At 71.0% G+C, this 25,016-nt stretch carries 28 protein-coding genes and 1 riboswitch; of the genes, 17 read left to right on the top strand and 11 right to left on the bottom strand.

Translation table 11 applies throughout. The features are described from left to right. Positions 1 to 9: 9 nt before the first annotated feature. From ACFVY3_RS04910 to ACFVY3_RS04900, 3 genes are all read left to right on the top strand, one after another. Positions 10 to 1,095, top strand: a complete 1,086-nt coding sequence (locus tag ACFVY3_RS04910) for an S-(hydroxymethyl)mycothiol dehydrogenase (protein ID WP_400158942.1) — start codon at positions 10 to 12, stop codon at positions 1,093 to 1,095. Then, a complete protein-coding gene (locus ACFVY3_RS04905; RefSeq protein ID WP_400158941.1) occupies positions 1,092 to 1,736 on the top strand; it encodes an MBL fold metallo-hydrolase in 645 nt (214 codons plus the stop codon). The genes ACFVY3_RS04910 and ACFVY3_RS04905 overlap by 4 nt, the downstream gene beginning before the upstream one ends. An 84-nt stretch (positions 1,737 to 1,820) precedes the next feature. Further along, positions 1,821 to 2,324: a DinB family protein gene (locus ACFVY3_RS04900; RefSeq protein WP_400158940.1), complete on the top strand. Its 504-nt coding sequence runs from the start codon at positions 1,821 to 1,823 to the stop codon at positions 2,322 to 2,324. A gap of 28 nt (positions 2,325 to 2,352) precedes the next feature. Here ACFVY3_RS04900 and ACFVY3_RS04895 read toward each other — a convergent pair whose 3' ends face one another. Beyond that, positions 2,353 to 3,099 (bottom strand): biotin/lipoate A/B protein ligase family protein, encoded by a 747-nt coding sequence (locus ACFVY3_RS04895; RefSeq protein WP_400158939.1) that lies wholly within the window; start codon positions 3,097 to 3,099, stop codon positions 2,353 to 2,355. Positions 3,100 to 3,115: 16 nt separating this feature from the next. Between ACFVY3_RS04895 and ACFVY3_RS04890 the strand changes: the two genes are divergently transcribed. After that, positions 3,116 to 3,499 (top strand): DUF2177 family protein, encoded by a 384-nt coding sequence (locus ACFVY3_RS04890; protein WP_290257696.1) that lies wholly within the window; start codon positions 3,116 to 3,118, stop codon positions 3,497 to 3,499. On the opposite strand, the gene ACFVY3_RS04885 is transcribed toward ACFVY3_RS04890, so the two are convergent. Continuing rightward, a complete protein-coding gene (locus ACFVY3_RS04885) occupies positions 3,496 to 4,299 on the bottom strand; it encodes a thioesterase family protein (RefSeq protein WP_290257695.1) in 804 nt (267 codons plus the stop codon). The genes ACFVY3_RS04890 and ACFVY3_RS04885 overlap by 4 nt on opposite strands. A 125-nt stretch (positions 4,300 to 4,424) precedes the next feature. On the opposite strand from ACFVY3_RS04885, the gene ACFVY3_RS04880 reads away from it, so the two are divergent. Next, positions 4,425 to 5,105: an endonuclease/exonuclease/phosphatase family protein gene (locus ACFVY3_RS04880; protein WP_290257888.1), complete on the top strand. Its 681-nt coding sequence runs from the start codon at positions 4,425 to 4,427 to the stop codon at positions 5,103 to 5,105. A gap of 57 nt (positions 5,106 to 5,162) precedes the next feature. Here the strand turns inward: ACFVY3_RS04880 and ACFVY3_RS04875 are convergent, their stop codons facing one another. Next, positions 5,163 to 5,687, bottom strand: coding sequence for a hemerythrin domain-containing protein (locus tag ACFVY3_RS04875; protein ID WP_400158938.1), 525 nt, complete (start codon positions 5,685 to 5,687; stop codon positions 5,163 to 5,165). Between the two features lie 431 nt (positions 5,688 to 6,118). On the opposite strand from ACFVY3_RS04875, the gene ACFVY3_RS04870 reads away from it, so the two are divergent. Further along, positions 6,119 to 7,387 (top strand): alkaline phosphatase family protein, encoded by a 1,269-nt coding sequence (locus ACFVY3_RS04870; RefSeq protein WP_400158937.1) that lies wholly within the window; start codon positions 6,119 to 6,121, stop codon positions 7,385 to 7,387. Continuing rightward, the gene (locus ACFVY3_RS04865; protein ID WP_400158936.1) at positions 7,384 to 8,598 is read left to right on the top strand and encodes an alkaline phosphatase family protein; all 1,215 of its coding nucleotides are present in this window, start codon (positions 7,384 to 7,386) and stop codon (positions 8,596 to 8,598) included. The genes ACFVY3_RS04870 and ACFVY3_RS04865 overlap by 4 nt, the downstream gene beginning before the upstream one ends. A 56-nt stretch (positions 8,599 to 8,654) precedes the next feature. On the opposite strand, the gene ACFVY3_RS04860 is transcribed toward ACFVY3_RS04865, so the two are convergent. Then, entirely contained in the window at positions 8,655 to 9,329 is a 675-nt protein-coding gene (locus ACFVY3_RS04860) for a DUF1345 domain-containing protein (protein WP_400158935.1), read from the bottom strand. A 145-nt stretch (positions 9,330 to 9,474) separates the two neighbouring features. Between ACFVY3_RS04860 and ACFVY3_RS04855 the strand changes: the two genes are divergently transcribed. From ACFVY3_RS04855 to ACFVY3_RS04835, 5 genes are all read left to right on the top strand, one after another. Next, positions 9,475 to 10,875 carry a glutamate decarboxylase gene (locus ACFVY3_RS04855; protein ID WP_400158934.1) on the top strand — a complete coding sequence of 467 codons (1,401 nt, stop codon included), beginning with the start codon at positions 9,475 to 9,477 and terminating at the stop codon, positions 10,873 to 10,875. Positions 10,876 to 10,961: 86 nt separating this feature from the next. Further along, on the top strand, positions 10,962 to 11,741 hold the full coding sequence (locus tag ACFVY3_RS04850; protein ID WP_400158933.1) for a phosphatase PAP2 family protein: 780 nt from the start codon (positions 10,962 to 10,964) through the stop codon (positions 11,739 to 11,741). A gap of 12 nt (positions 11,742 to 11,753) precedes the next feature. Next, complete coding sequence (locus tag ACFVY3_RS04845) at positions 11,754 to 12,536, top strand: DedA family protein (protein WP_400158932.1); 783 nt, start codon at positions 11,754 to 11,756, stop codon at positions 12,534 to 12,536. Positions 12,537 to 12,540: 4 nt separating this feature from the next. Next, complete coding sequence (locus tag ACFVY3_RS04840) at positions 12,541 to 13,203, top strand: response regulator transcription factor (RefSeq protein ID WP_400158931.1); 663 nt, start codon at positions 12,541 to 12,543, stop codon at positions 13,201 to 13,203. A 36-nt stretch (positions 13,204 to 13,239) separates the two neighbouring features. Further along, positions 13,240 to 14,238, top strand: coding sequence for a sensor histidine kinase (locus ACFVY3_RS04835; RefSeq protein WP_400158930.1), 999 nt, complete (start codon positions 13,240 to 13,242; stop codon positions 14,236 to 14,238). A 57-nt stretch (positions 14,239 to 14,295) separates the two neighbouring features. On the opposite strand, the gene ACFVY3_RS04830 is transcribed toward ACFVY3_RS04835, so the two are convergent. Then, positions 14,296 to 14,694, bottom strand: coding sequence for a hypothetical protein (locus tag ACFVY3_RS04830; protein WP_400158929.1), 399 nt, complete (start codon positions 14,692 to 14,694; stop codon positions 14,296 to 14,298). Positions 14,695 to 14,885: 191 nt separating this feature from the next. Here ACFVY3_RS04830 and ACFVY3_RS04825 point away from each other — a divergent pair, with 191 nt between their 5' ends. Next, positions 14,886 to 16,037, top strand: a complete 1,152-nt coding sequence (locus tag ACFVY3_RS04825; RefSeq protein ID WP_400158928.1) for a cation:proton antiporter — start codon at positions 14,886 to 14,888, stop codon at positions 16,035 to 16,037. 13 nt (positions 16,038 to 16,050) lie between these two features. Here the strand turns inward: ACFVY3_RS04825 and ACFVY3_RS04820 are convergent, their stop codons facing one another. Next, complete coding sequence (locus tag ACFVY3_RS04820) at positions 16,051 to 17,772, bottom strand: DUF5671 domain-containing protein (RefSeq protein ID WP_400158927.1); 1,722 nt, start codon at positions 17,770 to 17,772, stop codon at positions 16,051 to 16,053. Further along, positions 17,769 to 18,224, bottom strand: a complete 456-nt coding sequence (locus tag ACFVY3_RS04815; RefSeq protein WP_364135349.1) for a hypothetical protein — start codon at positions 18,222 to 18,224, stop codon at positions 17,769 to 17,771. The genes ACFVY3_RS04820 and ACFVY3_RS04815 overlap by 4 nt, the downstream gene beginning before the upstream one ends. A 112-nt stretch (positions 18,225 to 18,336) precedes the next feature. Between ACFVY3_RS04815 and ACFVY3_RS04810 the strand changes: the two genes are divergently transcribed. The 3 genes from ACFVY3_RS04810 (at position 18,337) to ACFVY3_RS04800 (ending at position 20,991) form a co-directional block, all read left to right on the top strand. Then, positions 18,337 to 19,893 carry a DUF5129 domain-containing protein gene (locus ACFVY3_RS04810; RefSeq protein ID WP_400158926.1) on the top strand — a complete coding sequence of 519 codons (1,557 nt, stop codon included), beginning with the start codon at positions 18,337 to 18,339 and terminating at the stop codon, positions 19,891 to 19,893. An 84-nt stretch (positions 19,894 to 19,977) separates the two neighbouring features. Continuing rightward, complete coding sequence (locus ACFVY3_RS04805; RefSeq protein WP_290257681.1) at positions 19,978 to 20,355, top strand: cupin domain-containing protein; 378 nt, start codon at positions 19,978 to 19,980, stop codon at positions 20,353 to 20,355. A gap of 9 nt (positions 20,356 to 20,364) precedes the next feature. Beyond that, positions 20,365 to 20,991 carry a dihydrofolate reductase family protein gene (locus ACFVY3_RS04800; protein ID WP_400158925.1) on the top strand — a complete coding sequence of 209 codons (627 nt, stop codon included), beginning with the start codon at positions 20,365 to 20,367 and terminating at the stop codon, positions 20,989 to 20,991. A 54-nt stretch (positions 20,992 to 21,045) separates the two neighbouring features. Here ACFVY3_RS04800 and ACFVY3_RS04795 read toward each other — a convergent pair whose 3' ends face one another. After that, positions 21,046 to 21,807 (bottom strand): NlpC/P60 family protein, encoded by a 762-nt coding sequence (locus ACFVY3_RS04795; RefSeq protein WP_290257679.1) that lies wholly within the window; start codon positions 21,805 to 21,807, stop codon positions 21,046 to 21,048. A 2-nt stretch (positions 21,808 to 21,809) separates the two neighbouring features. Next, positions 21,810 to 22,004, bottom strand: a riboswitch (cyclic di-AMP (ydaO/yuaA leader). Between the two features lie 133 nt (positions 22,005 to 22,137). Here ACFVY3_RS04795 and ACFVY3_RS04790 point away from each other — a divergent pair. Further along, complete coding sequence (locus ACFVY3_RS04790) at positions 22,138 to 22,389, top strand: hypothetical protein (RefSeq protein ID WP_290257678.1); 252 nt, start codon at positions 22,138 to 22,140, stop codon at positions 22,387 to 22,389. Between the two features lie 28 nt (positions 22,390 to 22,417). Here the strand turns inward: ACFVY3_RS04790 and ACFVY3_RS04785 are convergent, their stop codons facing one another. Genes ACFVY3_RS04785 through ACFVY3_RS04775 form a run of 3 tightly spaced genes read right to left on the bottom strand, consistent with a single transcriptional unit; the run spans position 22,418 to position 25,015 of the window. Further along, complete coding sequence (locus tag ACFVY3_RS04785) at positions 22,418 to 23,068, bottom strand: DNA alkylation repair protein (RefSeq protein ID WP_290257677.1); 651 nt, start codon at positions 23,066 to 23,068, stop codon at positions 22,418 to 22,420. Positions 23,069 to 23,108: 40 nt separating this feature from the next. Next, positions 23,109 to 23,624, bottom strand: coding sequence for a GNAT family N-acetyltransferase (locus tag ACFVY3_RS04780; RefSeq protein WP_290257676.1), 516 nt, complete (start codon positions 23,622 to 23,624; stop codon positions 23,109 to 23,111). After that, positions 23,621 to 25,015 carry an FAD-dependent oxidoreductase gene (locus ACFVY3_RS04775; RefSeq protein WP_400158924.1) on the bottom strand — a complete coding sequence of 465 codons (1,395 nt, stop codon included), beginning with the start codon at positions 25,013 to 25,015 and terminating at the stop codon, positions 23,621 to 23,623. The genes ACFVY3_RS04780 and ACFVY3_RS04775 overlap by 4 nt, the downstream gene beginning before the upstream one ends. Position 25,016 lies beyond the last annotated feature (1 nt).

Raw genomic sequence — 25,016 nt, 5'->3', positions numbered from 1 at the left:
AGCTCTCCCATGGTCCACAAGGTCAAGGGCGCAATCGTCCGGTCCAAGAACGCCCCCGTCACCCTGGAAACCATCCTGGTGCCCGATCCCGGCCCCGGCGAGGCACTGGTGGACGTCCTCACCTGCGGCGTCTGCCACACCGACCTGCACTACAAGCAGGGCGCCATCAACGACGACTTCCCGTTCCTGCTGGGCCACGAGGCCACCGGCGTGGTCAGCGCCGTCGGCCCCGACGTCACCTCGGTGGCCCCCGGGGACCGCGTGGTGCTGAACTGGCGCGCCGTCTGCGGCGAATGCCGGGCCTGCCGCCGCGGCGAACCGCAGTACTGCTTCAACACCCACAACGCCGCCCAGAAGATGACCCTGGAAGACGGCACCGAGCTCACCGCCGCCCTGGGCATCGGCGCCTTCGCCGAGAAGACGCTCGTCGCCGCCGGCCAGTGCACCAAGGTGGACCCCGAGGCCGACCCTGCCGCCGTCGGCCTGCTGGGCTGCGGTGTCATGGCGGGCCTCGGCGCCGCGATCAACACCGGCAACGTCGGCCGCGGCGACTCGGTGGCCGTGATCGGCTGCGGCGGGGTGGGCGTGGCGGCCATCGCCGGCGCGGCACTCGCCGGCGCCACCACGGTGATCGCCGTCGACATCGACCCCAACAAGCTCGAACGCGCCAAGGACCTGGGCGCCACCCACACCGTGGATTCCTCCGCCGTGGACCCGGTGGAGGCCATCCGTGAGCTGACCGGCGGTTTCGGCGCCGACGTCGTGATCGACGCCGTGGGCCGTCCCGAGACGTACAAGCAGGCCTTCTACGCCCGCGACCTGGCCGGCACCGTGGTGCTGGTGGGCGTCCCCAGCCCGGAGATGACCCTGGAGCTGCCGCTGCTGGATGTGTTTGGCCGCGGCGGTTCACTGAAGTCCTCCTGGTACGGCGACTGCCTGCCCTCCCGGGACTTCCCGATGCTGATCGACCTGTACCGGCAGGGACGGCTGGACCTGGACGCCTTCGTCACCGAGCGCATCGGCATCGACCAGATCGAGGAAGCCTTCGAGAAGATGCACTCCGGCGCCGTCCTGCGTTCCGTGGTGGAGCTGTGAGCAACGACGTGGACGGCCTGCGGATCGACCGACTGGTCACCTCGGGAACGTTCTCGCTCGACGGCGGCACCTGGGACGTGGAGAACAACGTCTGGATCGTGGGCGACGACGCCGAGTGCGTCGTGATCGACCCGGCGCACGACGCCGCCGCGATCGCCGCCGCCGTCGGCCACCGGAAGGTCACCGCCATCCTGCTCACGCACGGCCATGACGACCACATCGCCGCCGTGGGCGAGTTCCGGAAACTGACCGGTGCCCCCGTGTACCTGCACCGGGACGACTGGACGCTCTGGGACCGGGTGTTCCCGGGCACCGAACCGGACCACGCGATTGCCGACGGTGACTCGTTCGACGTCGCTGGCGCCCGCCTGGTGGCCCTCCACACGCCCGGCCACTCGCCCGGATCGGTCAGCTTCCGGCTCGAAAGCGAGGGCACCGTCTTCACCGGCGACACCCTGTTCCAGGGCGGACCCGGGGCCACCGGCCGGTCCTTCAGCGACTTCCCGACCATCATCGAGTCCATCTCCTCCCGGCTGCTGACCCTGCCGGCGGAGACGGTGGTTCGCACCGGGCACGGGGACCAGACCACCATCGGCGCCGAGGCCCCGCACCTGCAGGAGTGGATCGACCGGGGCCACTGACGCCACGGGAGGAACACCACCCACCAGCCACACCTCTTGGGCCCCGTCCGGATTTCCGGGCGGGGCCCATTAGGCTGTGGGCTCATGAGCACCAATCCCAGCATGGAACCGGACCTCTTCGCCGCGGATCTTCGGACCCAGTTCGAGGCGTTCCTCGACGATCACCGGGCCGATCTGGAGGCCAGCCTCGACGGACTGAGCGAGGAGGAGGCACGGGCGGCCCTGGTGCCATCGCGCACCACGCTGCTGGGGCTGTTGAAGCACGCGGCCTTTGTCGAGAAGGTCTGGTTCGACGAGGCCATCACCTGCCGCAGCCGCGTCGAGATCGGCATCCCGGCCACTCCGGACGAGTCGTTTGTGCTGGACCCTGAGGACACCATCGCCTCGGTGCGGGCCGCCTACCGCGAGGCCTGCGCCGGCTCCCGGGCCCGTACCGCGGCCCTGGGGCCCGACGACCTGGTCCGCGGCAACCGGCGCGGGCCGCTGCCGATGCGGTGGGTGTACCTGCACATGCTGCGCGAACTGGCCCAGCATTGCGGGCACGCGGACATCCTGCGCGAACAAATCCTGGCCGCCCGGGCCCAGTGATGGGCTACAGGGACCGCCAAGGTAATTGCTACGGGGCGGTCAGGGTCCGGAAGTCGCCGTCCTCCAGCGCCGCGTACCGCCCGTAGGCGCCCAGGACCGCCGCCTCGACGGCGTTGACGTCGAGGCCCGGCACCAGGTCATCCGCGGCGCCCGCCGTCGCCGGATCCCAGTCGAGTCCGAGCGCCGCGTAGCTGGCCTCCAGCACGGCCCGGATGGGCGCTGAGTCCGAGACGATCACCGCCGAGCTGAACAGCCAGCCGCCGGAGACCACGCGCTGGGCCGTGCCCACCAGCTTGATCCGGTGCGACGGGGCCCGGCGGTCGGTGCCGTGGACGCTGAATTCGCCCGGGCAGTACTCCCCCGGGATCTCGCCGACGGCTGCGTCCACGCCGGCGTTCCGGAGCGCCTCCGCCAGCAGGCCGCCGAAAAGGGCGAACCGGGCCTTGGCGCCGGCGATCGCGTCGGCGTCGGGCTCCAGGTGGTCAATCACCAGGCTGCCCGGGTGGTACGCGGCGGCGCGTCCCCCGGCCTTCCGCACCAGGGGTTCGAAGCCGAGGTCCCGGCAGGCCCGGGCAGCGGCCTCGAAGCCGGGCAGGTTGGCGTCCCGCTGGCCGAACGCCAGGGTGGGGACGGGCCGGTAGAGCCGCAGCAGCGGCCCCGCCGCCCCGGTCTTGACCCGCCGCAGCAGTTCGAGGGCGAAATCGAGGTCTTCCGCAGCGCCGAGGGAGGAGGGCTGACGGAACACGGTGAGGCTCCGGGGTCCGGCCTGCTGCATGTGGTTATGCTCCCTTATGGTCTTTCTGCAATTCCTGGTGGTGGCCGCCGCGTTTGCCGTCATCGACGCCGTCTGGCTGAAGTCGACGAGCAGGTTCTACCGCCGCCACCTGGGCCACCTGATGGCCGACAAGCCCCATCTAGGCTACGCCGTCGTGTTCTACGTGCTGTACATCGCCGGAATCGTCTTCTTCGCCCTGCGCCCCGCGCTCGACGGCGGCGGCTGGGCGGCCGCGTTCGGCTACGGCGCGGCGCTGGGCGGCTTTGCCTACGCCACCTACGACCTGACGAACGCCGCGACCCTGAAGAAGTGGCCGCTGGTGATCGTGGTGGTGGACATCGCCTGGGGCGTGGTCCTCACCGGCCTGGCCACGACGGTGGGCTGGCTGGTCTTCCACTAGCTCTTGCGCAGCGTCAGGATCTGCTCGGCCCGGCCGAACGGACCCTGCAGGTCGTGCAGCACCGTGGAGGTCAGCCCGATGCCGTCCGTTCCGAAGGACACCTCGTTGTCCAGGCCCAGCCACTGCCCCTCCGGCAGCCGGTACATGTGGATCTGCAGGTCCAGGTTGGGGAACACGTAGCTGCCCTTGCCCGGCGGGACCCGGGCCGCGATGCCGTTGGCGGTGTCCACCAGGCCGATCAGCCGGGCGAGGTCCCCGCTGTCGTTCCGGTCGGTGAGCGGGTGGTCGGTGTGCAGCCAGACGGTGCCGGACCCGGCCCGGTGTCCCTCGGCGATGCGCATGCTCAGCGACGCGATGTACCCGCCGGGCCAGACCTGCGCGGCGTCGTAGGGTTCGCAATCCTCCGGTGCCGGGATCCGCGGGTCCTCGAAGGCGGCGATTGCGGTGGTGTCGGAGGTGATGATCCGCCAGGCCGTGGCCCGGATGGCGACGCGGCCGCCGGCGGTCAGTTCCGCCTGGAGCAGTTCGATGGTCCGGCCCGGGCGCAGCGTGGTGGTGGTGACCTCAAATTCGCCGCCCGGGATCAGTCCCAGGATTTCGTAGCTGATCCGGGCCATCCGCATGTCCGGCCGCGGGTCGTGCCGGGAGAGCGCGTCGGCCATGATGCCGGAGGCCGGAGCCATGTGCTGCTCGTGGACATTCCAGGCGCCCTGGGCGTGGATGGTCGAGCGGTAGCGGCCTCCGCCGAGGACCTCATAGTAGAAGTCACCCTCGGCCAGCTCGGGCATTTCAGCAGTCAACGGTGACCCTTTCGCAGCAACGTAATCGGAGAATTCCACCACCCTATCGCCTCGCCGCGGTGCCGGACTGGGTAGACTCGGGTGCAGGTTTACCCCGACTATGCTGCGAAGAGGTGCTCCCCCTGATCCGAGTTATCAGCTACAACCTCCGCAAACACAAGGCCAGCGGCGAACTTGAGGCGCTGGCCCGCGACTACAAGGTGGACGCCTTGTGCCTGCAGGAGTGCGACACCGAAGACCTTCCCGAAAGCATTGGAAACCTGCAACTGGCCGACGCCACGCGTGGCAACCGGCTGGGCCTGGCGATCTACTACAGCACGGACCGGTTCACCGCCGGCGATACCAAGACCTTCTCGCTGAAGAAGTCCGTGCACGACCGGGTGCTGGCACCGGCGCATGAGCGGCTGATCGGCACGCGGATGGTGGACAACCAGACGAACCACGCCCTGGTCATCGCCTCGTTCCACGCCGCCCCGTTGACGGCGTCGAACTCGCTGCGCCGCAACCAGATCCACGCCGCCCACGGCGAGTTGCTCAGCATGGGCGGCGGGCTGATGACGCTCATGGTGGGCGACTTCAACTACCCGTTCTTCACGAAGTACCTGACGGAGCAGATGAAGGACGCCGGCTACGAGCTCTCGCTCAGCGACCGGCGCACCTACACCCGCTACAAGGTCTTCAAGGGCCACTTCGACTTCGCCACCTCGCAGGGGCTGGTGATCGAGAAGGTGGAGACGCTGCCCCGCGGCGCGTCCGACCACCTTCCCATCCTGATCTCGGCCGAATACGGCCAAAACCCCGAGTAGCAGTCGATAGCGGAACGGCCGGGCCATCCAGGCCCGGCCGTTCCGCTTTTAAACCCGCTACTTCGAGCCCGGCTCGTTCTGCTCCACGTACTCGTCAGGGTCGACGTCCCGGGCCTTGATGCCGCCGGCGTGGGCTGCCTCGAAGGCGTAGAAGGACACGGCCAGCTTGTGCCGCAGGTCCAGGTCCGCGTGCAGCCGGAAGTCGGTGAGGCCCTCGCGTTCCTCCTCGCCCATGTGCTCGCTGTTGGCCTCATTCACCTTCGCGATGGCGGCCCACCACTCGTCGGAGCCGGCGTCGTGCCGCCCCACGTCGGCGATCGCGTCACGGATCTCATTGTGGTCGTGGATGGCGTCGGTGGTCTCGTCCTCCGGTGAGTCCTTGCCGCCCTCGCCCGTGCCCAGCGCCAGCAGCTCCGGATAGAACAGCTCCTCCTCGGCCTTGGCGTGCACTTCCAGCAGGATCTGCAGGCGGTCCCAGACGGCGGCCAGGTCAGCGGGGGCTGCACCGCGCATCTCCTCCAGGATCGCGAACATGCGGCGCTGGTCGTGGTGGTCGTTGAGGATGACGTCGGTGATGTCCATGCGTGCTCCTGCGGGGTTTTCGGCCGTGTCCCGCCCGCGCTGCGGCGGAGGGATCGGCGGCGTGTGCCGGCGGCGGGATGCCGTTGCTCCGATGCTAGTGCAGGCCCCCGGGCGGCGCTGCCCGGCCGGGGAAGTTCCGGTGTTTCAGGCAAACATCGCGTGAACAAAGCACGGACGGACGTGAAAAACAGGCAGTTCCGTAACCTTCCCGTGATCTACTTTTGGGCGTCATCCTGCGGTCCGGGTACTGTCCGGGGCCGGCGGGATGTGGCAGGCCGGAGCCTACGACGGGACCGTCAGGAATCCGGCTGCCTCCGGGGCGGGGACCCCGGGACCGTAACTTTTCCGTCGCTTCCAGCGATTACCCCTGCGCAGGACCGGCTGACGACAGCAGCCAGAATGTCCGGCCCGATAACGAAGGAAATGATCACGTGACTTTTTCCAGACGGAGTTTTCTCGGAGTGGCGGGAGCGACGGCGGCTACCGCCCTCGCCACCACCGGCACGGTCCGTGCCGCGACCGCCGCCGCCCCGAGCCTGCCCGCGCCCGACGCGTCAGGCATCGAGCACATCATCGTGGTGATGATGGAGAACCGCTCCTTCGACCACTTCCTCGGCTGGCTGCCGGGCGCCGACGGCACACAGTCCGGGCTGAGCTTCAGGGACCGTTACGGCATCCCGCACTCGACCTACCACCTGACCGATTTCCAAGGCTGCGGCCACCCGGACCCGGACCACTCCTACGAGGGCGGCCGGATCCAGTTCAACAACGGCAAGAACGACGGCTGGCTCCGGGCCGGCGAGAACGACGAATTCGCCGTCGGCTACTACGACGCCCCGGACCTGGACTTCTGGCGCCAGGCCGGACCCGATTGGACCGTCTGCGACCGCTACTTCGCCGCGACCATGGCCGAGACGTACCCCAACCGCTTCTACCAGCACGCGGCCGCCACGGACCGGATCCACAACTCCACCGTGACCGCCACGCTTCCCACCATCTGGGACCGGCTGGCAGCCGCGGGCGTGGCCGGGAAGTACTACTACGGCGACATCCCCTTCACGGCGCTCTGGGGCACCAAGTACCAGCCCATCTCCCACCCCTACGCGGACTTCCTCACGGACTGCTCGGCCGGGACCCTGCCGGCCGTGTCCTTCGTGGACCCGCGCTTCACCGACGAGGGGTCCGGGACCTCCGGGGACGACCACCCACACGCGGACATCCGCTCCGGTGAGACCTTCCTGGCCGAGGTCTACAACGCGGTCACCTCCGGCCCGGGCTGGGCCAACACCCTGCTGGTGGTCAACTACGACGAATGGGGTGGCTTCTACGACCACGTCGCCCCGGCCACGGCGCCCGACACCGCGGACACGACGGCCCTTCGCGGCTTCCGGGTCCCCTCCCTGGTGGTCTCCCCGCGCGCCCGCCGCCGCTACGTCGCCCACGATGTCTACGACCACACCTCGGTCCTCAAGGCCATCGAGTGGCGTTGGAACCTCCCGGCGCTGACACCCCGCGACCAGGCCGCCCGGAACATCGCCGAGGTACTGGACTTCGGCACCCCCGCCAACCTCGCCGCCCCTAAGTACCTCGTCCCGCCCTTCGTGGCCGGCCCCGCCTGCACCCCGGTGGGACCGCCCCCGGAAGAGGAATGGTCCGGACTGAAACAGAAAGCCCTCGCCGACGGATGGAAACTGCCGTGAACAACACCACCAGCAACGCCAGCACCAGCACGCACTCCGCACCCCGCCGCGGGCGACGGATCCTGAAGCGGTTCGCCGCCGCCTCCGCGCTCGTGCTCGCCGCCGCGGGCATCGGCTACGGCTCGGCGTCAGCCACCGCGGGCGCCGCCGCCGCCGCACCGCAGCAGGCCGGCACCGCCGTCCCCGCCGCGACCCAGACCGGCGGCTACCTGCCCGGGGCCAAGCACCTCTTCGTGATCAACCTCGAGAACAAGGGCTACGACGAGACCTGGGGCCCGGCGTCGGCCGCCCCGTACCTGTCCCAGACGCTCCGCAGCCAGGGCGTGCTGCTGAACCAGTACTTCGGCACCGCCCACAACTCCCAGCCCAACTACGTCGCGCAGATCTCCGGCCAAGGGCCGAACGCCCAGATGCAGTACGACTGCCAGACCTACTCCCCGTTCGTGGGCACCGGTACCGCCAGCCCGGGCCAGGCCGTCGGCGACGGCTGCGTCTTCCCCGCCAGCGTCCCCACCGTCGCCGGTCAGCTCAAGGACGCCGGGAAGACCTGGAAGGGCTACATGGAGGACATGGGCACCCCCTGCCGGCACCCAGCCCTCGGCGCCGTCGACGACACCCAGAAGGCTAGGGTCGGCGACCAGTACGCGGCCCGCCACAACCCGTTCGTCTACTTTGCCGGGATCACCGGTTCACCCGACTGCGCCGCGAACGACGTCGACCTCTCCAACCTGAGCACCGACCTCGCTTCCACCGCCACGACGCCGAACTTGTCGATGATCACCCCCAACCTCTGCCACGACGGCCACGACTCCCCGTGTGTCGACGGACAACCCGGCGGCCTGGCCAGTGCCGACGCCTGGCTCAAGCAGTGGGTCCCGGTCATCACCGGTTCGCCGGCCTTCAAGCAGGACGGTGTCCTGGTCATCACCTTCGACGAATCCGACGGACCCCAGTCCGACGCCAGCGCCTGCTGCGGCGAGGGCCCCGGGCCGAACGCGGCCCTGCCCGGCATCACGGGCATGGGCGGCGGCCGGGTGGGCGCCCTGGTGCTCTCCCCGTTCAGCAAGGGCGGCACCTGGTCCACCACCCCGTACAACCACTACAGCCTGCTGGCCAGCATCGAGGACACCTTCGGCTTGCCCTACCTCGGCTACGCCGGGACCCCGGGCCTGAACCGGTTCGGCCTCGACGTCTACAACGCCGGCGTCTAAGGGCGGTGTCTGAGGCACGGCGTCTAAGGCCGGGGGCTGAAACCCGCGGTGGCCGGTCAGTGGATGAGGCCGGCCACCAGGTTAATGGTGGTGGCGAGCACGATCGTGCCCAGCAGGTAGGACAGGAGGGCCTGTCGCAGGACGGTGGTGCGGATGGCGTCGGTCTTGAGGTCCGTGTCCGAGACCTGGAAGGTCATGCCGACGGTGAAGGCCAGGTACGCGAAGTCCAGGTAGCGGGGCAGCTTGTCCTCGTTGAAGTCGACGCCGGTCTTGTCCCGGTAGTAGATGGAGGCGTACCGGAGGGTGTACAGGGTGTGCACCAGGAACCAGGACAGCGCCACGCTGCCCACGGCCATGGCAATGATGGCCGCCTTGGTGCCGCCCTGGGCGTTGGAGGCATCGAGCAGGATCAGGGCGACGCCGCCGAAGCTCGCCACGGTGGCCACCAGCACCAGACCGTCGGCCAGGCCGCGGCTGGGGTCCTCGCGGCGGGCGTGCGCCGCCGTCGCCTGCGGCTGCAGGCCGCCGATCACCGACCACACCCAGATCAGGTAGGTCAGGGACGCCGCCGCCCAGCCCAGCGCGGGCGCGTAGGCCCAGGACATCAGGGACCCGACGGCGACAGCGGTGGCCGCGCCGACCAGGACCATCACGAGTACCCGGAGCCGGGAGTGGTGGGCGCGGCTGTTGAAATTGTGCCCGCCGTGGCCGTTCGCTACCTCTGCGTTCATGCGCCGATCTTCCCAGTTGAGCCGCCGACGGCGGCGCACGGCGGGGCGTGTCGGCGCCGTTTCCTTCCAAGGCCCCGGCCCGGCGGGTAGCGTGGGCGGGGCAGGCCCCGGCCCCGCCGCGGCTTCCCCCTGCCGAAGGAGTGCCATGCCCAGGTCCCACCGATCCCCCAAGCACGAGCCGGACACCGACGTGGAGCTCAACCCGCTCTTCAGCAGGCCGGGCGAGGCCACCACCTTTCCCAAGTTCCGGCTTCCCGACGGCGAGTCCCTCCCCGCCACGGCGTACCAGGTGGTCCATGACGAGGCGATGCTGGACGGCAATGCCCGCCTGAACCTGGCCACCTTCGTGGGCACCTGGATGGAGACCGAGGCCGCGAAACTCTACGCCGAGACGTTCGACAAGAACATGATCGACAAGGACGAGTACCCGCAGACCGCCCTGATCGAGACCCGCTGCTGGCGGATGCTCGCCGACCTCTGGAACGCCCCGGAACCGGAGTCCGCCGTCGGGACCTCCACCATCGGCTCCTCCGAGGCCTGCATGCTGGGCGGCCTGGCCCTGAAGCGGCGCTGGCAGAACGCCCGCCGGGCCGCGGGCAAACCCACGGACAAGCCCAATCTGGTCCTCAGCTCCGCCGTCCAGGTCTGCTGGGAGAAGTTCTGCAACTACTGGGAGGTCGAGGCCCGCTACGTCCCCGTCTCCGCCGAACACCCGGTCCTGGACGGCTCAGACCTGGCGCAGTACGTGGATGAGAACACCATCGGCGTCGTGGCCATCATGGGCGTCACCTACACCGGCCGCTACGAGGACATCGCCGGGATCTCCGCCGCGCTGGACGCCATCGAGGACAAGTATGGCCACGACGTCCCCATCCACGTCGACGGCGCCTCCGGGGCCATGATCGCCCCGTTCCTGCAGCCGGACACGGTGTGGGACTTCCGGCTCCCCCGGGTCGCCTCGATCAACACGTCCGGCCACAAGTACGGCCTGGTCTACCCCGGCCTCGGCTGGGTGATCTGGCGGGACAAGGACGCCCTGCCGGAGGAGCTGGTATTCCACGTCAGCTACCTCGGCGGGGACATGCCCACGTTCGCGCTGAACTTTTCCCGGCCCGGCGCCCAGGTGCTGCTGCAGTACTACCTCTTCCTCCGCCTCGGCTTCGAGGGCTACGCCTCCGTCCAGTCCGCCTGCCGGGACGTGGCCACCTACCTCTCCGCCGAGATCGGCGCCATGGAGGCGTTCACGCTCTGGAGCGACGGCTCGGACATCCCGGTCTTCGCATGGCAGCTGGCCGACGGCCACACCCGGAACTGGAACCTCCACCACCTGTCGGAGCGGCTGCGGATGAGCGGCTGGATTGTTCCCGCCTACCCCCTCCCGGACGGCCTCGGCGACATCACGGTGCAGCGGGTGGTGGTGCGGAACGGCTTCACGAAGGACCTCGCGGCGAGTTTCCTGGCCGACCTGAAGAAGGAAGTCGAGTATCTGGACTCCCTCGACGCGCCGATGCCGTCCCAGGGGCAGAGCTCGGCCTTCCACCACTGAGGATTCTTAAGCGATTCTTAACCGGTGCCGGGGACACTGGAAGAGGTGCGCCACCGCGCGCCAGCGCCCCCGACACGGAGGATTCCATGACAGGACCCGCCCCACTCGATCGATCAGCCGAGCGCCACGGTTCTTCCGGCACAGGTTCGGCCGGCACCGGTTCATCCGGCACGGCCGCCGGCCGGTTCTGGCCGCTGCCCCGGCAGCGCCACTGGCTGCTGCTGGCGGTACTGCTCTCCGCCGTCGTGATCGCCCTCGGCGTCACGGTGAAGCTGCTGCCCGGCGACACCGCGGCCGAGCTGGGCATCGACCAGAACCTCAGCCAGCACCACATCGCCGTGCTGACCGCCGTCGCCATGGCCATCAACCTGGTCTTCGGCCCCGTGGTGGGGCTCGCCGTCGTCGCCGTCATCGCGCTGGTCATCTGGCTGGTCCGGGGCGACCTGGTCAAGGCGGTGGCCTTCGGGCTCGTCGCCTGCTCCGGCTGGGCGGCGAGCGAGGCGTTCAAGCTCCTGATCGCCCGGCAGCGCCCGGACCAGGGCCTGCTGGTGGACCCGCTCTCCCCCGAGACCGGCTCCAACAGCTTCCCCAGCGGGCACGTGTCCTTTGCCGTGGCGCTGACGTTCGCCCTGTTCTTCCTGGTCCGCGGCACCCGCTGGGCCCGGCCGGTCGCCGTCCTCGGCGCCGTGGTGGCCGTGATCGTGGCCTGGTCCCGGCTCTACGTCGGCGTGCACTACCCCACCGACGTCACCGCCTCGTTCCTGGCCGCCAGCGCCGCCGTCCTGGTGGTCACCGGCCTCTGGAACCGGTTCGGCCCGGCCCTGGCGGAACGGATCCCCGCCGCCCTCCGCTCTCCCCGACGCTAAGGACCCCCGCACGTGCACAGCATCGTCCACGCCGCCACCCTGGCCCCCGGCCTCGTCGCCGGCGCCCCCTCCCTCCTGGACCCCGCGACCATGCTCTCCGGGCTGGGACCGGCGGCCCTCGGCGTCATCGCCGCCATGGTGTTCATCGAATCGGGGGTGCTGTTTCCGTTCCTGCCGGGCGATTCGCTTCTGTTCACCGCGGGGCTCCTGCACCGTGAACTGGAGCTGGGCCTGCCGGTGCTGATCGGGGTGATCACGGCCGCAGCGATCGCCGGCGACCAGGTGGGCTATTTCCTCGGCCGGACCTTCGGCCGCCGGTGGTTCAAGGACGACGCGCGGATCCTGAAGACCGCCCGCCTCACCGCCACCGAGGACTTCTTCCGCCGGCACGGGGGCGCCGCCGTCGTCCTGGCCCGCTTCGTCCCGATGGTCCGCACCTTCGCGCCGCTGACCGCCGGGATCGGCCGCTACGGCTACCGCTCCTTCACCCTCTGGAACATCGTCGGGGCCCTCGCCTGGGCCACCTCGGTGACGCTGCTGGGCACCTGGCTGGGCCACTACGCGATCATTGCGAACAACATTGACATCATCGCCATCGCCATGGTCTTGGTCTCGGTGCTGCCCTGGCTGGTCCAGTTGCTCCGCCGGCGCCGCGGCGGCTCCCGTGGTTCGTCGGGCACAGACGCGTCCGGCACTCCCGCGGACGACGGCGCGACGAGTGACGGCGCGGACGACGGCGGATCCCGGGATCGCGTGTCCGGGGACGGGGTGCGCACCGCGGCGGTGGAAGACTAGCCCCATGCCGATGCCCGCCCTGCTGCTGGTCGAGGACGATCCCGTCCTCGGCCCGCTGATCGCCGAACTCCTGGAACCCGACTACCGGGTGGTCCTTGCCGCCAGCGGACAGGAGGGCCTGCACCGCGGGTTGACCGGGGCCTGGGACGTGATGGTGATCGATCGCGGCCTCCCGGGCCTGGACGGCATCGGCCTGATAGGTGCGCTGCGCGCCAAGGGCATCGCGACGCCGATCCTGATCCTGACGGCGCTCGGGGATCCGGACGAGAAGGTCCGTGGCCTGGACGCCGGAGCCAACGACTACGTCACCAAACCCTTCGATGCCCGCGAACTCGCCGCCCGGCTCCGGGCCCTCACCCGCACGTTCGCCCCGCCGCCGGCCACCGTCGCCATCGGCGGCTGGGAGCTGGATCCCGGGGCGCGCCTGGTCCGCTCGCTTTACGGCCAGACCGTCACCCTCACCGCCAAGGAGGCCGAACTGCTGGGCGCCCTCGCCACCGAACCGGGCCGCGTGTTCACCCGGGACGAGCTGCTGTCCCGGTACTTTTCCCCGACAGACCAGCCGGGCGTGATCGACACCTATGTCCACCACCTCCGCCGGAAGATCTCCAAGTCCGTGGTCCGCACCGTCCACGGGCTCGGCTACCAGATCGGCGACCCCGAATGAGCAGGCTGATGAGCAGGTTTCCGCGGGCGGGTGTCCATGAGTAAGGCAACGGCGGCCGGGCCGAGCCCGGACGAGACCACGCTGCGCCGGGCGGCGCTGAAGGTGGCCGTACGGATCAGCGCCGTCAGTGCCGTGCTGGTGCTGGCGCTCCTGGCGGTGGCCACCGCGTATCTGGTGCACAAGCTGTCCCAGCCCACCCAACTGCCGGCCACCGGCGCCGGAACAACGTACGCCTATGTGGACTCGCGCGACATCCTCGAGGCCATGATCATCGCCGGCGTGGCAGGAATCGCCCTGGCCGGACTGGCGGGGTGGCTCAGCGCCCGCAGCGCCATCCGTCCCCTCGGCGAGGCCCTGGCGCTGCAGCGCCGCTTCGTCCAGGACGCCAGCCACGAACTGCGCACCCCGCTGGCGATCCTGGACACCCGCATCCAACTGGCCCAGCGTGACGCGGAGGGAGATCCGACGGCCCTGCGCAACCTGGCCCGGATCCGCGCGGACACGGCCACACTGACCGGGATCGTGAACGAGCTGTTGCTGGCTGCGACGGCGGCGGCCCCGGACCCCGGCGCTCCCCCGGTGGAGCTGGCCGGCGTCGCCGAGTCCGTCACAGAAAGCCTGCGGCAGTTGGCCGACGGCAAGGGCATCATGCTCGGCTTCGAGGCCGATGGCCGCCCCCGGGCGCGGATCGAGGCCAACGCCCTGCGGCGGGCGGTGCTGGCCCTGGCGGACAACGCGCTGGCGCACACCCCGTCCGGCGGCCGGGTCCTGATTAGGGCCGCGGAGGAGGACGGGTCCGCCGTCATCACCGTCTCCGACACCGGCCCGGGCATCACCGGGGTGGACCAGGACCGTATCTTTGACCGGTTCGTCCACGCCGCCCGGCCCGCCGGGTCCGACGGCGGACGCGGTTTCGGGATCGGGCTGTCGCTGGTGCGCGAGATCGCCATGGCCGCCGGCGGCACGGTTTCGGTGGCGGGAACCGGTCCGGAAGGCACGGTGCTGCGGATCGAGCTGCCGGCCGCGACGGAGTAGGCAGCCACAGCAGGGCTCAAGGGGCCTGACCGGCCCGCCTAACGTGGATGCAGCCGCTTACAGCGCGGCGCTGGTCTCCACGCGGCTCTCCGCCCGGTTCGCCGCCTGGTTCGCCACCTTGTTCTCCGCACAGCCGCACGCCGGGGCGCCGGCGGGTTCCACGTTGGTCCGGGCCAGGAGGGCCTCCACCACTTCCGCCACCACGTCTTCCTTGTCGCGGCGCTTGGCGTCCTCCATCTGCGCCACCTCCACCCGGGCGGCCTGCCACGCGGACCAGTGTCCTGATACCAGCGCCCACAGCGAGAGGGCCGAGACGTAGACCACCGAGTCCAGCCAGCCCATCATCAGCGAGATCGGGATCATCAGGATCCAGATGATCGCCAGCCAGCCGTTCACGCGCCGCATGAAGACAGGGTCGCCCTGGACCATCGCCCAGAGACTCTTGATCGGGCCCACGCATCCTCCTTGGTGACAACTCGGCGGAGCGGACCGCCTCCGGGACCTTATCCACGCAGGCTGGGAGATTGCTGGCAATTTCCCAGCCCGGAAAGCGGAGTGGGAAGCGGGACCGGAACGGCCCGGCGGGACTACTCTCAGTCCATGCTGAGATATCCCGGCGCTGCGGGATCCGGGGAGGACCGGGCCGCGTGAGCTTCCTGACCCTGGCGCTGATCGCCGTCGTCGCACTGGCCGGGCCGCTGCTGGCCCTGCCGGTCCGCTGGCATCTGCCGGTTGTGCTCGGGGAACTGCTTGCAGGCGTCCTGATCGGCCGCACCGGGCTGGCCCTGGTGGACCCGGGTGACCCCACCTTCAGCCTGCTCGCCAACATCGGGTTCGCCCTGATGATGTTCGTCGCCGGTACCCACGTCCCGGTCCGGGACCCGGTGATCCGGCCGGCCCTGGGGCGCGGGGCGGGACGGGCGGTGCTGGCCGCCGCGGCCGCAGCGGCAGCAGGCACCGGCCTGGGCCTGCTCTTCGGCACGGGACACGCCCCGCTCTATGTGGTGCTCCTGGCGTCCTCCTCCGCCGCCCTGGTGCTGCCGATCGTGGACTCGCTGCGGCTCGGCGGACCGCAGGTGGTGGCGATGATGGCGCAGGTGGCCATCGCCGACATCGCCTGCATCGTCGCCCTGCCTCTGGCCTTGGACCCGCCGAACGCGGCCCGCGGCGCCCTGGGCGCCCTCGCCGTGGCAGCGGCCGCCGTCGTCCTCTTCTTCGGCCTGCGCGCCCTGGAGCGCAGGGGCACCCGCCAGCGCGTACACCGGCTCTCCGAGCAGCGGAAGTTCGCCCTGGAACTGCGGATCCAGCTGGCGCTGCTCTTCGCCCTGGCCGGCATCGCGAACCTGGGCCGGGTGTCGGTGATGCTGGCGGGCTTCTCCTTCGGTCTGGTGGTCGCGGCCGTCGGGGAACCGCGGCGCCTGGCCCGCCAGTTGTTCGCCGTCAGCGACGGCTTCCTGGGGCCGGTGTTCTTCGTCTGGCTGGGTGCCACCCTGAACCTGCGCGACCTGGCCGGCCGGCCGGAGATGGTGGCTCTCGGACTGGCGTTGGGGCTGGGGACCGTCGCACTGCACGCAGGGCTCAGGGCGGTGGGCCTGCCGCTGCCGCTGGGGGTCATGTCCGCGGCGCAGCTGGGCATCCCGGTGGCGGCGGCCAGCATCGGCACCCAGCTGAATGTCCTGCTTCCGGGCGAAGATGCGGCCCTGCTGCTGGGGGCGTTGGTCACGATCGGGGCAAGTGCGCTGGCCGGGTCCCGGGCCGCGGGGACGTTTGGCCCGCCGCCCGGGGCCGATACCCGGTAGGCGTCCGACGCCGTCAGTCGCGGAGGGCGATGACCTGGGCGGAGTCCGGGGTGTCGGCGATGACCAGCACCCGCGGCGCGCTGATCCCGGCGAGCGCGCCGGCGAGCGTCGGCGGGGCTGCAACGTCGGCGACGGCGGGCAGCACCGCACCGGGCGGGGCAGCATCAGGGGCGGCGCCGGACGGGAAGACGCCGGCCCGGCGCCACACGGTGACCGGCGCCCCGGTCTGTTCCTCGAGAATCCGGCGGAGCGGTTCGGGGTCCGCGGCGGTGACCAGGATGATCCTCCCGATGCGGGGACGGGCCGCTGGTGCCTCGGAGTCCTTGAGGGTCCTGTCCTGCCGCCAGACGGAGAAGTGGTAGCCGGAGGCCAGCCCCGCTGCCACCAGCCAGCCCAGCGGGGCGCGGATCCTGTCCACCAAACTGCCGCCGGTGATGTCCGCGAGCGCCAGTTCGAAGAGCCGGTAGCCAATGACCAGCAGGGCCACCAGCGCCACCGCCGCACTGAGCCCGAAGACGGTCACCAAGTAGACCCGCCGGCCGGGCGTCACGCCCTGCGTTCCGTGTTGCTCACGGGGCCGCCACGTGCGCCACCAGACCAGGCCGCCCACGGCGAGCGAACTGATCCCGCCCAACAGCAGGGTCAGCGCACTCCCGCCGCCGGGTCCCGCGCCCGGTGGCGTCTCCGCCAACGGGGACACCGCCAGGGAGAGCGCGGCGTTGAGCACCACGCCGATCCCGGATGCGGCGGCGGCCAGCGCCACCCCTGAGGTGATCAGGGTCCCGGCCCGCCGGACCCGGGGCGAACGGCCGCGCGCCGCCGCCCGGTGGTACCGCCAGACAAGGGCGCCGACGGCGGTGGCGGCGAGCGCTGCGCCGAGGGAAGACAGCAGGCCGGTCAGCGTCTCGGTCCGGTCGAACGCGAGCCGCAGCAGCACCAACAGCACCGTCCCGGCACCCCCGAGCGCCAGCAGTCCGGCGGCGAGGACGCCCGCCAGCAGCAGGGCCACGTCGGCGAAGCCGCCCCTGAGCCTTCGGGCCCCGCCGCGGAACCAGTGCCACCACCACACCAGCGCTCCCCCGGCGGCCCACACCGTGTTCCCCAGGACGGCCCGCCACCACGGGTCCGCGGCGCCGGTCAGTTCCATCGAGCCGCGCAGGGCGACGTCGAACAGCCCGGAGAGGGCCGCCACCGCCGCGCCCGCCCCGATCGCCAGCCCCGCCGTCGTTCCGATGACCCCCGGTACCTGCGCGAGCGCCAGGGGCCCCTTGGCCGGGTGCCGCCACATCCACCGGTGCCACACCCACACCAGGAACCAGGTGACCCCCACCGCGAGCGGCGGACGCCACTGCGGCTGGGGCTCCGTGACCAGCGACGACGCCGCGGCCAGGAGGGAGGTGGTGGAGATCAGCAGCGACAGCGTATAGAGGGCGCTGACATAGAGACCCCACGACGGCGCCGCACGTTCGGTCTCCGCACCCAGGCGGCGCCACACCAGCCACCAGAGCAACGCAGCCAGCGGCCCGCCCACGAGTGCGAACGCCAGGGACAGCGCCAGCCCGGCGATCCCTTCACCGGCCAGGAGCTGCCCGGCGGTCAGTGCGCGTTCCAGCAGGCCGGCGGCCCCGTTGGCGGCGATCACCACCAGGGCCGCCAGCAGGACGTACACCACCAGCCGGCGGACCTTGGCCTGGGCGGTACTTCCGGCGGGAAGCCGGACCGGCGTTGTGGTCATTTGACCGGTGTCCCGCCGGTGCAGGCCTGCAGGCTGTAAGGAAGGTCGTCGATGAACCAGCCAGTGCCGGAGCGCACCAGCACGAATACCCCGTCCTCGGTGAATTCGGAGGGACCGAAGGGGCCTTCCCCGGCGGGGTGGACGATGGAGACCCGCACGGTGGCGGTAGGCCCCCGTTCCGTGGAGCCCACCAGCACCACCCGGGCCGCCTGAACCGTCCCGAAGTAGCCCGTGCACCGGGACTTGGCGTTCCCGGTCAAGTAGCCCTGCGCCGCCGTCAGGTCGCCCTCCACCACGGCCTTGCTGTATTGCTGGACCACGCCGGAGGGAGTGCCCGGGTCCAGCGGACGCGGCTGTCCGCGCAGCAGCACGGCCCCCAGGGCCGCGACGATCAGCAGCACGATGGCCGCGGCGATGCCCACGAGGACCCGGTCCGGCTTCGGCTGGCTCATGCCGACAGTATGCGAGGACCACCCGCACCGGTCATGGTGTCTTTGGACCCTTTCAGCCCGGCCGGTCCGCCGCGAGTCTGGGACAACACGCCTTCTGCAGATGGTGGGACCGATGGGGACCTTTACCGCCGCCAGGTTTGCCGCGTTCCTGGCACTCGCCGCGGCCCTCGCCTTGGCGCTCGTTCAGGGACCCGCCGTGACCGGAGCAGTCGTCGCGGCACCGGCTGCGGCGATCGTCACGGGCACCACCACCGCCGCCGGCCCCACGGGAGAAGTCCGCACAGACCTAGTCCGCGCCGGCACCACGCCCACCGACGTCGTCGTCGTAGACCGGGCGGGCGTCCTGGACCTCGCCACGCTCCTGCCGGCGGTCCGGCGGATCGAGTTCTACCAGCCCACCAAGGTCGCGGTCTACACCTACAACGGCACGGCCTCGGACAACCTGAATGAGGAGGTGTTGCGCTACGCCCGGGCGGAGCACCCGGACTGGATCAGCCCCGACGGTCAGAAGTGGGCGGACGGGCTGTTCATTTTCGCGCTCGACCCGGTGGGCCGCCACGTCGGCACCTACATGGGTGAGGACCGGAAGGTCTCCCCCGGGGCACGGACGGACATCCAGGACGCGTCCAAGGACCTGCTCCGCGACGCGCAGTGGACGGACGGGACCATCGCCGGCATCCGCCGCGGCGCGGAACTGATCAACCAGCCCTGGTACCGCAGCACCGCGTTCCTCATCTCCCTGTGGATCGGCGCGGGACTCGCCGCCGCCGCAGCCGCCGCCGGGCTCCTGGTCCACTGGCGCACCCGGGTGGGGTGCCGCCGGGAGACCGCAAAGGGAGATGCCGCCTACGCCCGGGTGAGCATGGACCTGCCGGTCACCGAACTCAATGCCGGCACCATCCCCGCTGCCTCCCGCTACGGCGGCACGGTGCTGGAAAAGCACCGCAGTTTCCTCGGCCGGTACGACGCCGCGACGGCGCTCTCCAACCGGGTCCATGCCCTCACCCGACGGCAGCAAGGGAAACGCTCGTCCTTGGCGCTGGCCCGGCAGTTCGCGGACGCGGCCGCGGAACTGGACGCCCTGGATGACGTCATCTCCGACGCGAACGCGCTGCTGAACCGGAGCCCGCTCTGGCCCACCGCCTGGGACCGCCAGCTCGCTCCCTTTCGGCGGGATCTGGCCGGCATCGAGGACCTCCTCCGCAAGAGCCACGGCGCCGGCGACTCGGCCACCGCTGCCGCGCTGCGGTCCTTCCGCGACCGCAACCAGGGCGACATGGAGACCTGGACCGCGGACCTCGCGGGCGGCACCCTCGGCCCGGAGGATGCGCTGGACCGGCTCCGGGACGCCCGCACGGAACTGACCGAACTGCTGAACCGGCACGCGGAGACCGTGATCGAGGGTTTCGCCCGCACCGAACGGGAGGCGCGGCTGATGCGCCGGGAGATGGAAGAGGCCCGGTCCGGCACGGGCGGCAGGAAGCGGCCCGGCTACGAGCCCAGCATCCTTGGCACGGTCTACCCGTCCACCTATTTCTTCTCCGTTCCCGCGTTCTCCTCCGGTTTCACCACCGGGGTGACCAGCATCAATTCGGCCCGGGGCGGCACCACGGGGTACGGAGTCAGCGGGGGCAGCTTTTCCGGCTCCGGAAGCTCCTCCGGCTTCTAGGAAATCCTTATCGACAACCCCTGCGCAAGCGAGGATCGTAGGCCTTGTCCGTAGTTACCATTCCCTAAGGAAAGAGGCAGAGCGATGCCTGCTGTCGCTGTTTCCCAATTGCAGGTGAAGTCCCATGACATGCCGGACGAAAAACGCCGCCCGGACAAGACCGAGGTGGATATCGTCACCCTCGACGACTACACCATCGGCCGTTTCACGTTCCAGCCGGGCTGGCGCTGGTCCGACTGCATCAAACCGGTGGTCCACACCGAAATGTGCCAGCTAAGCCACGTCGGCTTCTGTGTTTCCGGCAGACTCACCGTCGAGACCACCGACGGCAACCGGGCGGAAATCGCCGGCGGCCACTCCTACACCATCCCGCCGGGGCACGACGCGTGGGTCGAGGGCGGGGATCCGTTCGTGGGGATCGAATTCGTCAGCGCCGCGGGCTACGCGAAGCCCGGCGGATAGGGCGGATCCTTGCGGAAGATCATCCTGTCCTTCCAGGTCTCCCTCGACGGCTTCATGGAGGGCCCGCACGCGGACCTCAGCTGGCACCGGGTTGATGCCGAACTGCACGAGCACTTCAACGACCAGTTGCGCACCATGGGCGCCTTCCTCGACGGCCGGATCACCTACGAGCTGATGGCCGGGTTCTGGCCCACGGCGGACCAGGACCCGGACTGCCCGCCCGCCGTCGCGGACTTCGCCGCCATCTGGCGGGAGATGACCAAGTACGTCTACTCCCGCACCTTGCCGAAGGCCGGCTGGAACACCACGGTGGTGCGCGACGTCGACGCCGGGCAGGTGCGGGCGCTCAAGGCCGCCCCCGGCGGCGACCTGGCCCTGGGCGGGGCGGAGCTGGCCGATTCCTTCCGCCGGCTCGGGCTGATCGACGAGTACTGGATCTACGTCCACCCCGTGCTGGTGGGCCGGGGAACGCCGCTGTTCAAGGCCGCCGCCGCGCCAACCGACCTGACGCTGCTGGAGACCCGGACGTTCGGCAATGGCGTGGTCCTCCTGCGGTACGCGGCGAATCCCGACGCGACGGACCAGAGCGCAGACGACAAAACCTCAGACAACGAAACCGGCGCCCGGCAGCCGTGAGGGGCTGCCGGGCGCCGGCCCGGTACTGCTGAACGTTGCTGCTGAACGCGCGGGCTAGGCCCCGGCGCGGACGAAGGTCACGCCGCCGGTGGCGGTCAGCCAGGACAGCGGGTGGACGATCGTCTGGTTGGAGCCGTTCATGCCGCCGCTGATCGCCTGGCCGTTGCCGGCGTAGATGGCGACGTGGCCGGACTGGACGATCATGTCGCCCGGCTGCGGGTCGGAGACGACCTTGCCGTAGTTGAGGAACTGCTGCGGGCCGAGGTCGCCCACCGGGATGCCTGCGGCGCCGAGCGCCTTCTCCACCATGGCGGTGCAATCCTGCGTGATGCCGATCTGGCTGTACGCGGCGGAAAGCATGGCGGCGTTGACGCCACCGGCGGGGGCGGCGGCCGGAGCCGGAGCCGGGGCGGCGGCCTGGACGGTCACCTTCGCCACCGGGGCGGCCGGGGCCTGGGCCACGGGGGCCTTGGCAACGGCGGGCGCGGCGGCAGGTGCCGGAGCCGGGGCCTCGACGACGGGCGCCGGGGTGGTGGCCACGGCCGGGCGGTCGAAGCTGATCTGCACGGCGGAGTCGGCGGTCACCGGGGCGGTAACCTTGCCGGCGACGTCGGCGTGCGAGACGGGTGCGGATTCCCGTTCGGCGGGGACGTTGCCGGCGGCGTTGGCCGCCATTCCGCTGGTCAGGACCAGGCCGGAGGCTGCGAGGACGACGGCGGCCTGCCGGCCCACGGTGCCGGTCGCCGCGGCGAAGGCGGCACCCCGACCGGTGGTTGCGGTGGTGCCGGGGCGCGCGTCAGTAGAGCGTGAAGTCATGATGTACCTCTCCCAAAGCCTGCGAGGTGAGCTGTCGGATTCGGATGGGAGACACCCGGCCGCGGGTCCGTCTGGGCGGACACTGCGCGGCTTCACCCCAAGACCCGCCCGTGGGCAGGTCGCGATTGGTTTCCCCGTCTCTGCCAGCTGGTTGCGAGGATGCCCTGGACCGCGGCAGAGTTAGGCAATCGGTCCGGGGGTGCCCGTCTCGGAAACCAACGGGCACCTCTCCACGGTAACGGCTAACCTCCCGAATGTCACATTAAGGTAACGGCGGAGGCGTCCCGGCGGGGCTACGATGATCCCACCATGTCCCGAGCGGAGGATCCGATGAATCCCCATTGTGTCGCGATCTGCCAGCTGAGCGATCAGCCGCAGGAAGACTTCGACGTGAACACCGAGCTGCTGGTTCTCGAGGGGAAGGAGATCCACGTCGCCACTTGGGATGCCGAGCCGCGCGACGGCGGCTTTGACCTGCACGTGCTGAACGACAGGGTGGACGCGCTGGGCTTCATGGTGGTGACGGACTGGGAGTTCCTGGACGGCAAGGCCTACGCCGTCGTCGAGCGCCGCCCCGCCTGAGTCCCGCCGCTTCGCGCACCGGATATCACTAGGCTTCTCCGCCCGCTTCCCGTTCGACGCGCTCGACGGCGGCCCTCACGATCTCCGCCGCCCTGCCGTCCCGGCCGCCGTCCGCCGTGCCGTCCGCAGTGCCGTTGGCCAGGGCCAGAACCGCCCGGCGCCGGAACCGCGCCCAGTCCCCGGCGCCCTTTCGGAGTTCCCGCAGCGGAGCCAGCAGGGCCGCGCGGCGAAGCCAGGGGTCGGGATCGCCCAGCCACCGGTCCAGGACGGCCTCGGCGCGGGCCCGGGCCTGCCCGCCCAGCCCGGCGATGAGCGGCCCCACCACGTCCACCGCCAGCGGGTCCGCGAGGTCGGGCAGGTGCGCGCCGCGGAGGAAGCCCTCGATCCGGGTCAGGTCCGAGTTGTCCAGGTGCCGCAGGGCCGACTGTAGGAGCACGACGGCGGCCAGGCGGCGCTCGAACACGGGCACGGCCCACAGTTCCGAACTGAGCGCGGTGAGACCGTCCCGGTCCAGTTGCCGGTGCCGGCGGAGCGCGTCGCGGACGGTGCCCCGGACGGCGCCAACGGAGGCGCCGTAGACCGAGAGCCCGGGCCCGAAGCGGTCCTGCCCGGCCTCGGCGCGCTGCCAGGAACTCTCACGCTGCAGTGTCGCGTCTATGAAGTCACCGGCCTCGCTCACCGTCCCATTCTTCCGCACCGGCCGTGGGCCCCGTGTCCGGCTAGTGGTCCGGGCTGCGGTACTCCATCAGGACGGTGTCCCGCCACTGCCCGGCGAGCGGCCCATAGGACATCAGGCCAATCCGGCGCCGGGTTCCCACCACGGTGAAGCCCAGGCGTTCGTGCAGGGCCAGGGAGGCGGTGTTCTCCGGGAAGATAGTCGACTGGATGGTCCAGATGCCGGCCTCCCGGCAGCGGCCGATGAGCTCCGCGAGGAGCCGGGCACCGTGGCCGCGGCCCCGCGCGGCGGCGGCGAGGTAGAGCGAGTGTTCCACCACGCCGCGGTAGACGGGGCGTGAGGACACCGGCGAGACGGCTGCCCAGCCGAGCACGGCGCCGTCGTCCTCCAGCACCAGGCGGACGTCCGGACGGCGTCCGGCGTCGAAGCTCTCCCAGGACGGCGGCTCCGCCTCAAAGGTCGCGTGGCCGGTGGCGATGCCTTCGGCCCAGACCGCCCGGACGGCGGGCCAGTCCGCGGCGGTGAGATCCCTGATCCGGAGGCCCGCCCCGGCGCTCATCCGGCGTCCGCTTCACCGCTGCGCCCGTGCAGCAATCCCGTGGGAAAACCGAGGAGGACGGGCTCCGGTGCAGTGCAGCAGCCGCCGCCTGCCCCGGCTGGCGCCGACGTCCCGGCCGTGGCGGGCGCATCGCAGCTGCTGCCGATGTCCGTGGAGCAAACCCCGGTCTCCGGCAGCTCCAGGTGCACGGTGTCCGCCCCCTCCCGGTCGCCGGCCAGCGCCGCGGCCACGGAACGGACCTGTTCGTAGCCGGTGGCGAGCAGGAAGGTCGGGGCGCGGCCATAGGACTTCATGCCCACGATGTAGAAGTCTTCCTCCGGGTGCGCCAGCATCCGCGCCCCGTGCGGTTCCACGGTGCCGCAGGAGTGGAACTCCGGGTCGATCAGCGGCGCGAGCTGCCGCGGCGCCTCCACGCCCGGGTCAAGGTCCAGCCGGAGTTCCCGCAGCACGTCCAGGTCCGGGCGGAAGCCGGTCGCGGGGACCACGACGTCGGCGCTGAGCGTGCGCCCGTCGGTGGCCGTGAGTGTGACCTGGGTGCCGTTCAGGGAGACGGCGGCGATGCCGAACCGCGTGTGCAGCTGCACGGTCCCGTCCTGGACGAGGCCGCGGAGCCGGCTGCCGAGCAGGCCCCTGGCGGCGAGGCCGTCGGCGTCTCCGCCGCCGTAGACCTTGGCGGCGGAGGCGCCGCGGATGGCCCAGAGGATCCGGGTGCCGGGCTCCTGGGCCGCCAGGTCGGCGAGGTGGATCAGGGTGTTGGCGGCGGAGTGCCCGGAACCGACCACGACGGCGGTGCGGCCGGCGAAGGTTTCACGGTCTCGGCCCCGCACGTCCGGCAGCGCCGGGGTGATCCGGGCGGTGGCGGCCGACTCGCCGCGGGCCGGCAGGCCGGAGGTGCCGAGCGGGTTGCGGGTGGACCAGGTGCCGGAGGCGTCGATGACGGCGGCGGCCCGCACCTCGCGGGTGCCGCCCCCGGCCTCCTCGAGCCGGAGCAGGAACGGCGTACCGGCGCGGTTCCGGCTGTGCGTCTTGTCCAGTCCCTCACGGGTGACGGCGGTGACCCGGGCGCCGGTGTGCAGGCGCCCGGCGATGGCGGGCAGCGCGGCCAGCGGCTCCAGGTACCGGTCGATGAGATCCCCGCCGGTGGGCAGACCCGACGGCTTCGGTGCTTCCCAGCCGGCGGCGTCGAGCAACCGCACGGCCGCCGGGTCGGTGTTGTACTGCCACGGCGAGAACAGCCGAATGTGTCGCCACTGCCGGATGGCATCGGCCGGGGCCGCCCCGGCCTCGAAAATCACGGGTTCGAGGCCCCGCTCGAGCAGGTGCGCCGCGGCGGCGAGTCCTACCGGACCGGCGCCGATGATGGCGACGGGAAGGGATCCGGTGACGGCCATG

This window comes from Arthrobacter sp. BPSS-3 (genome assembly GCF_044628475.1).
Taxonomy (GTDB): domain Bacteria; phylum Actinomycetota; class Actinomycetes; order Actinomycetales; family Micrococcaceae; genus Arthrobacter.
The sequence above is the reverse complement of the archived record's forward strand: the minus strand, read 5'-3'. Positions and strand labels throughout refer to the sequence as shown.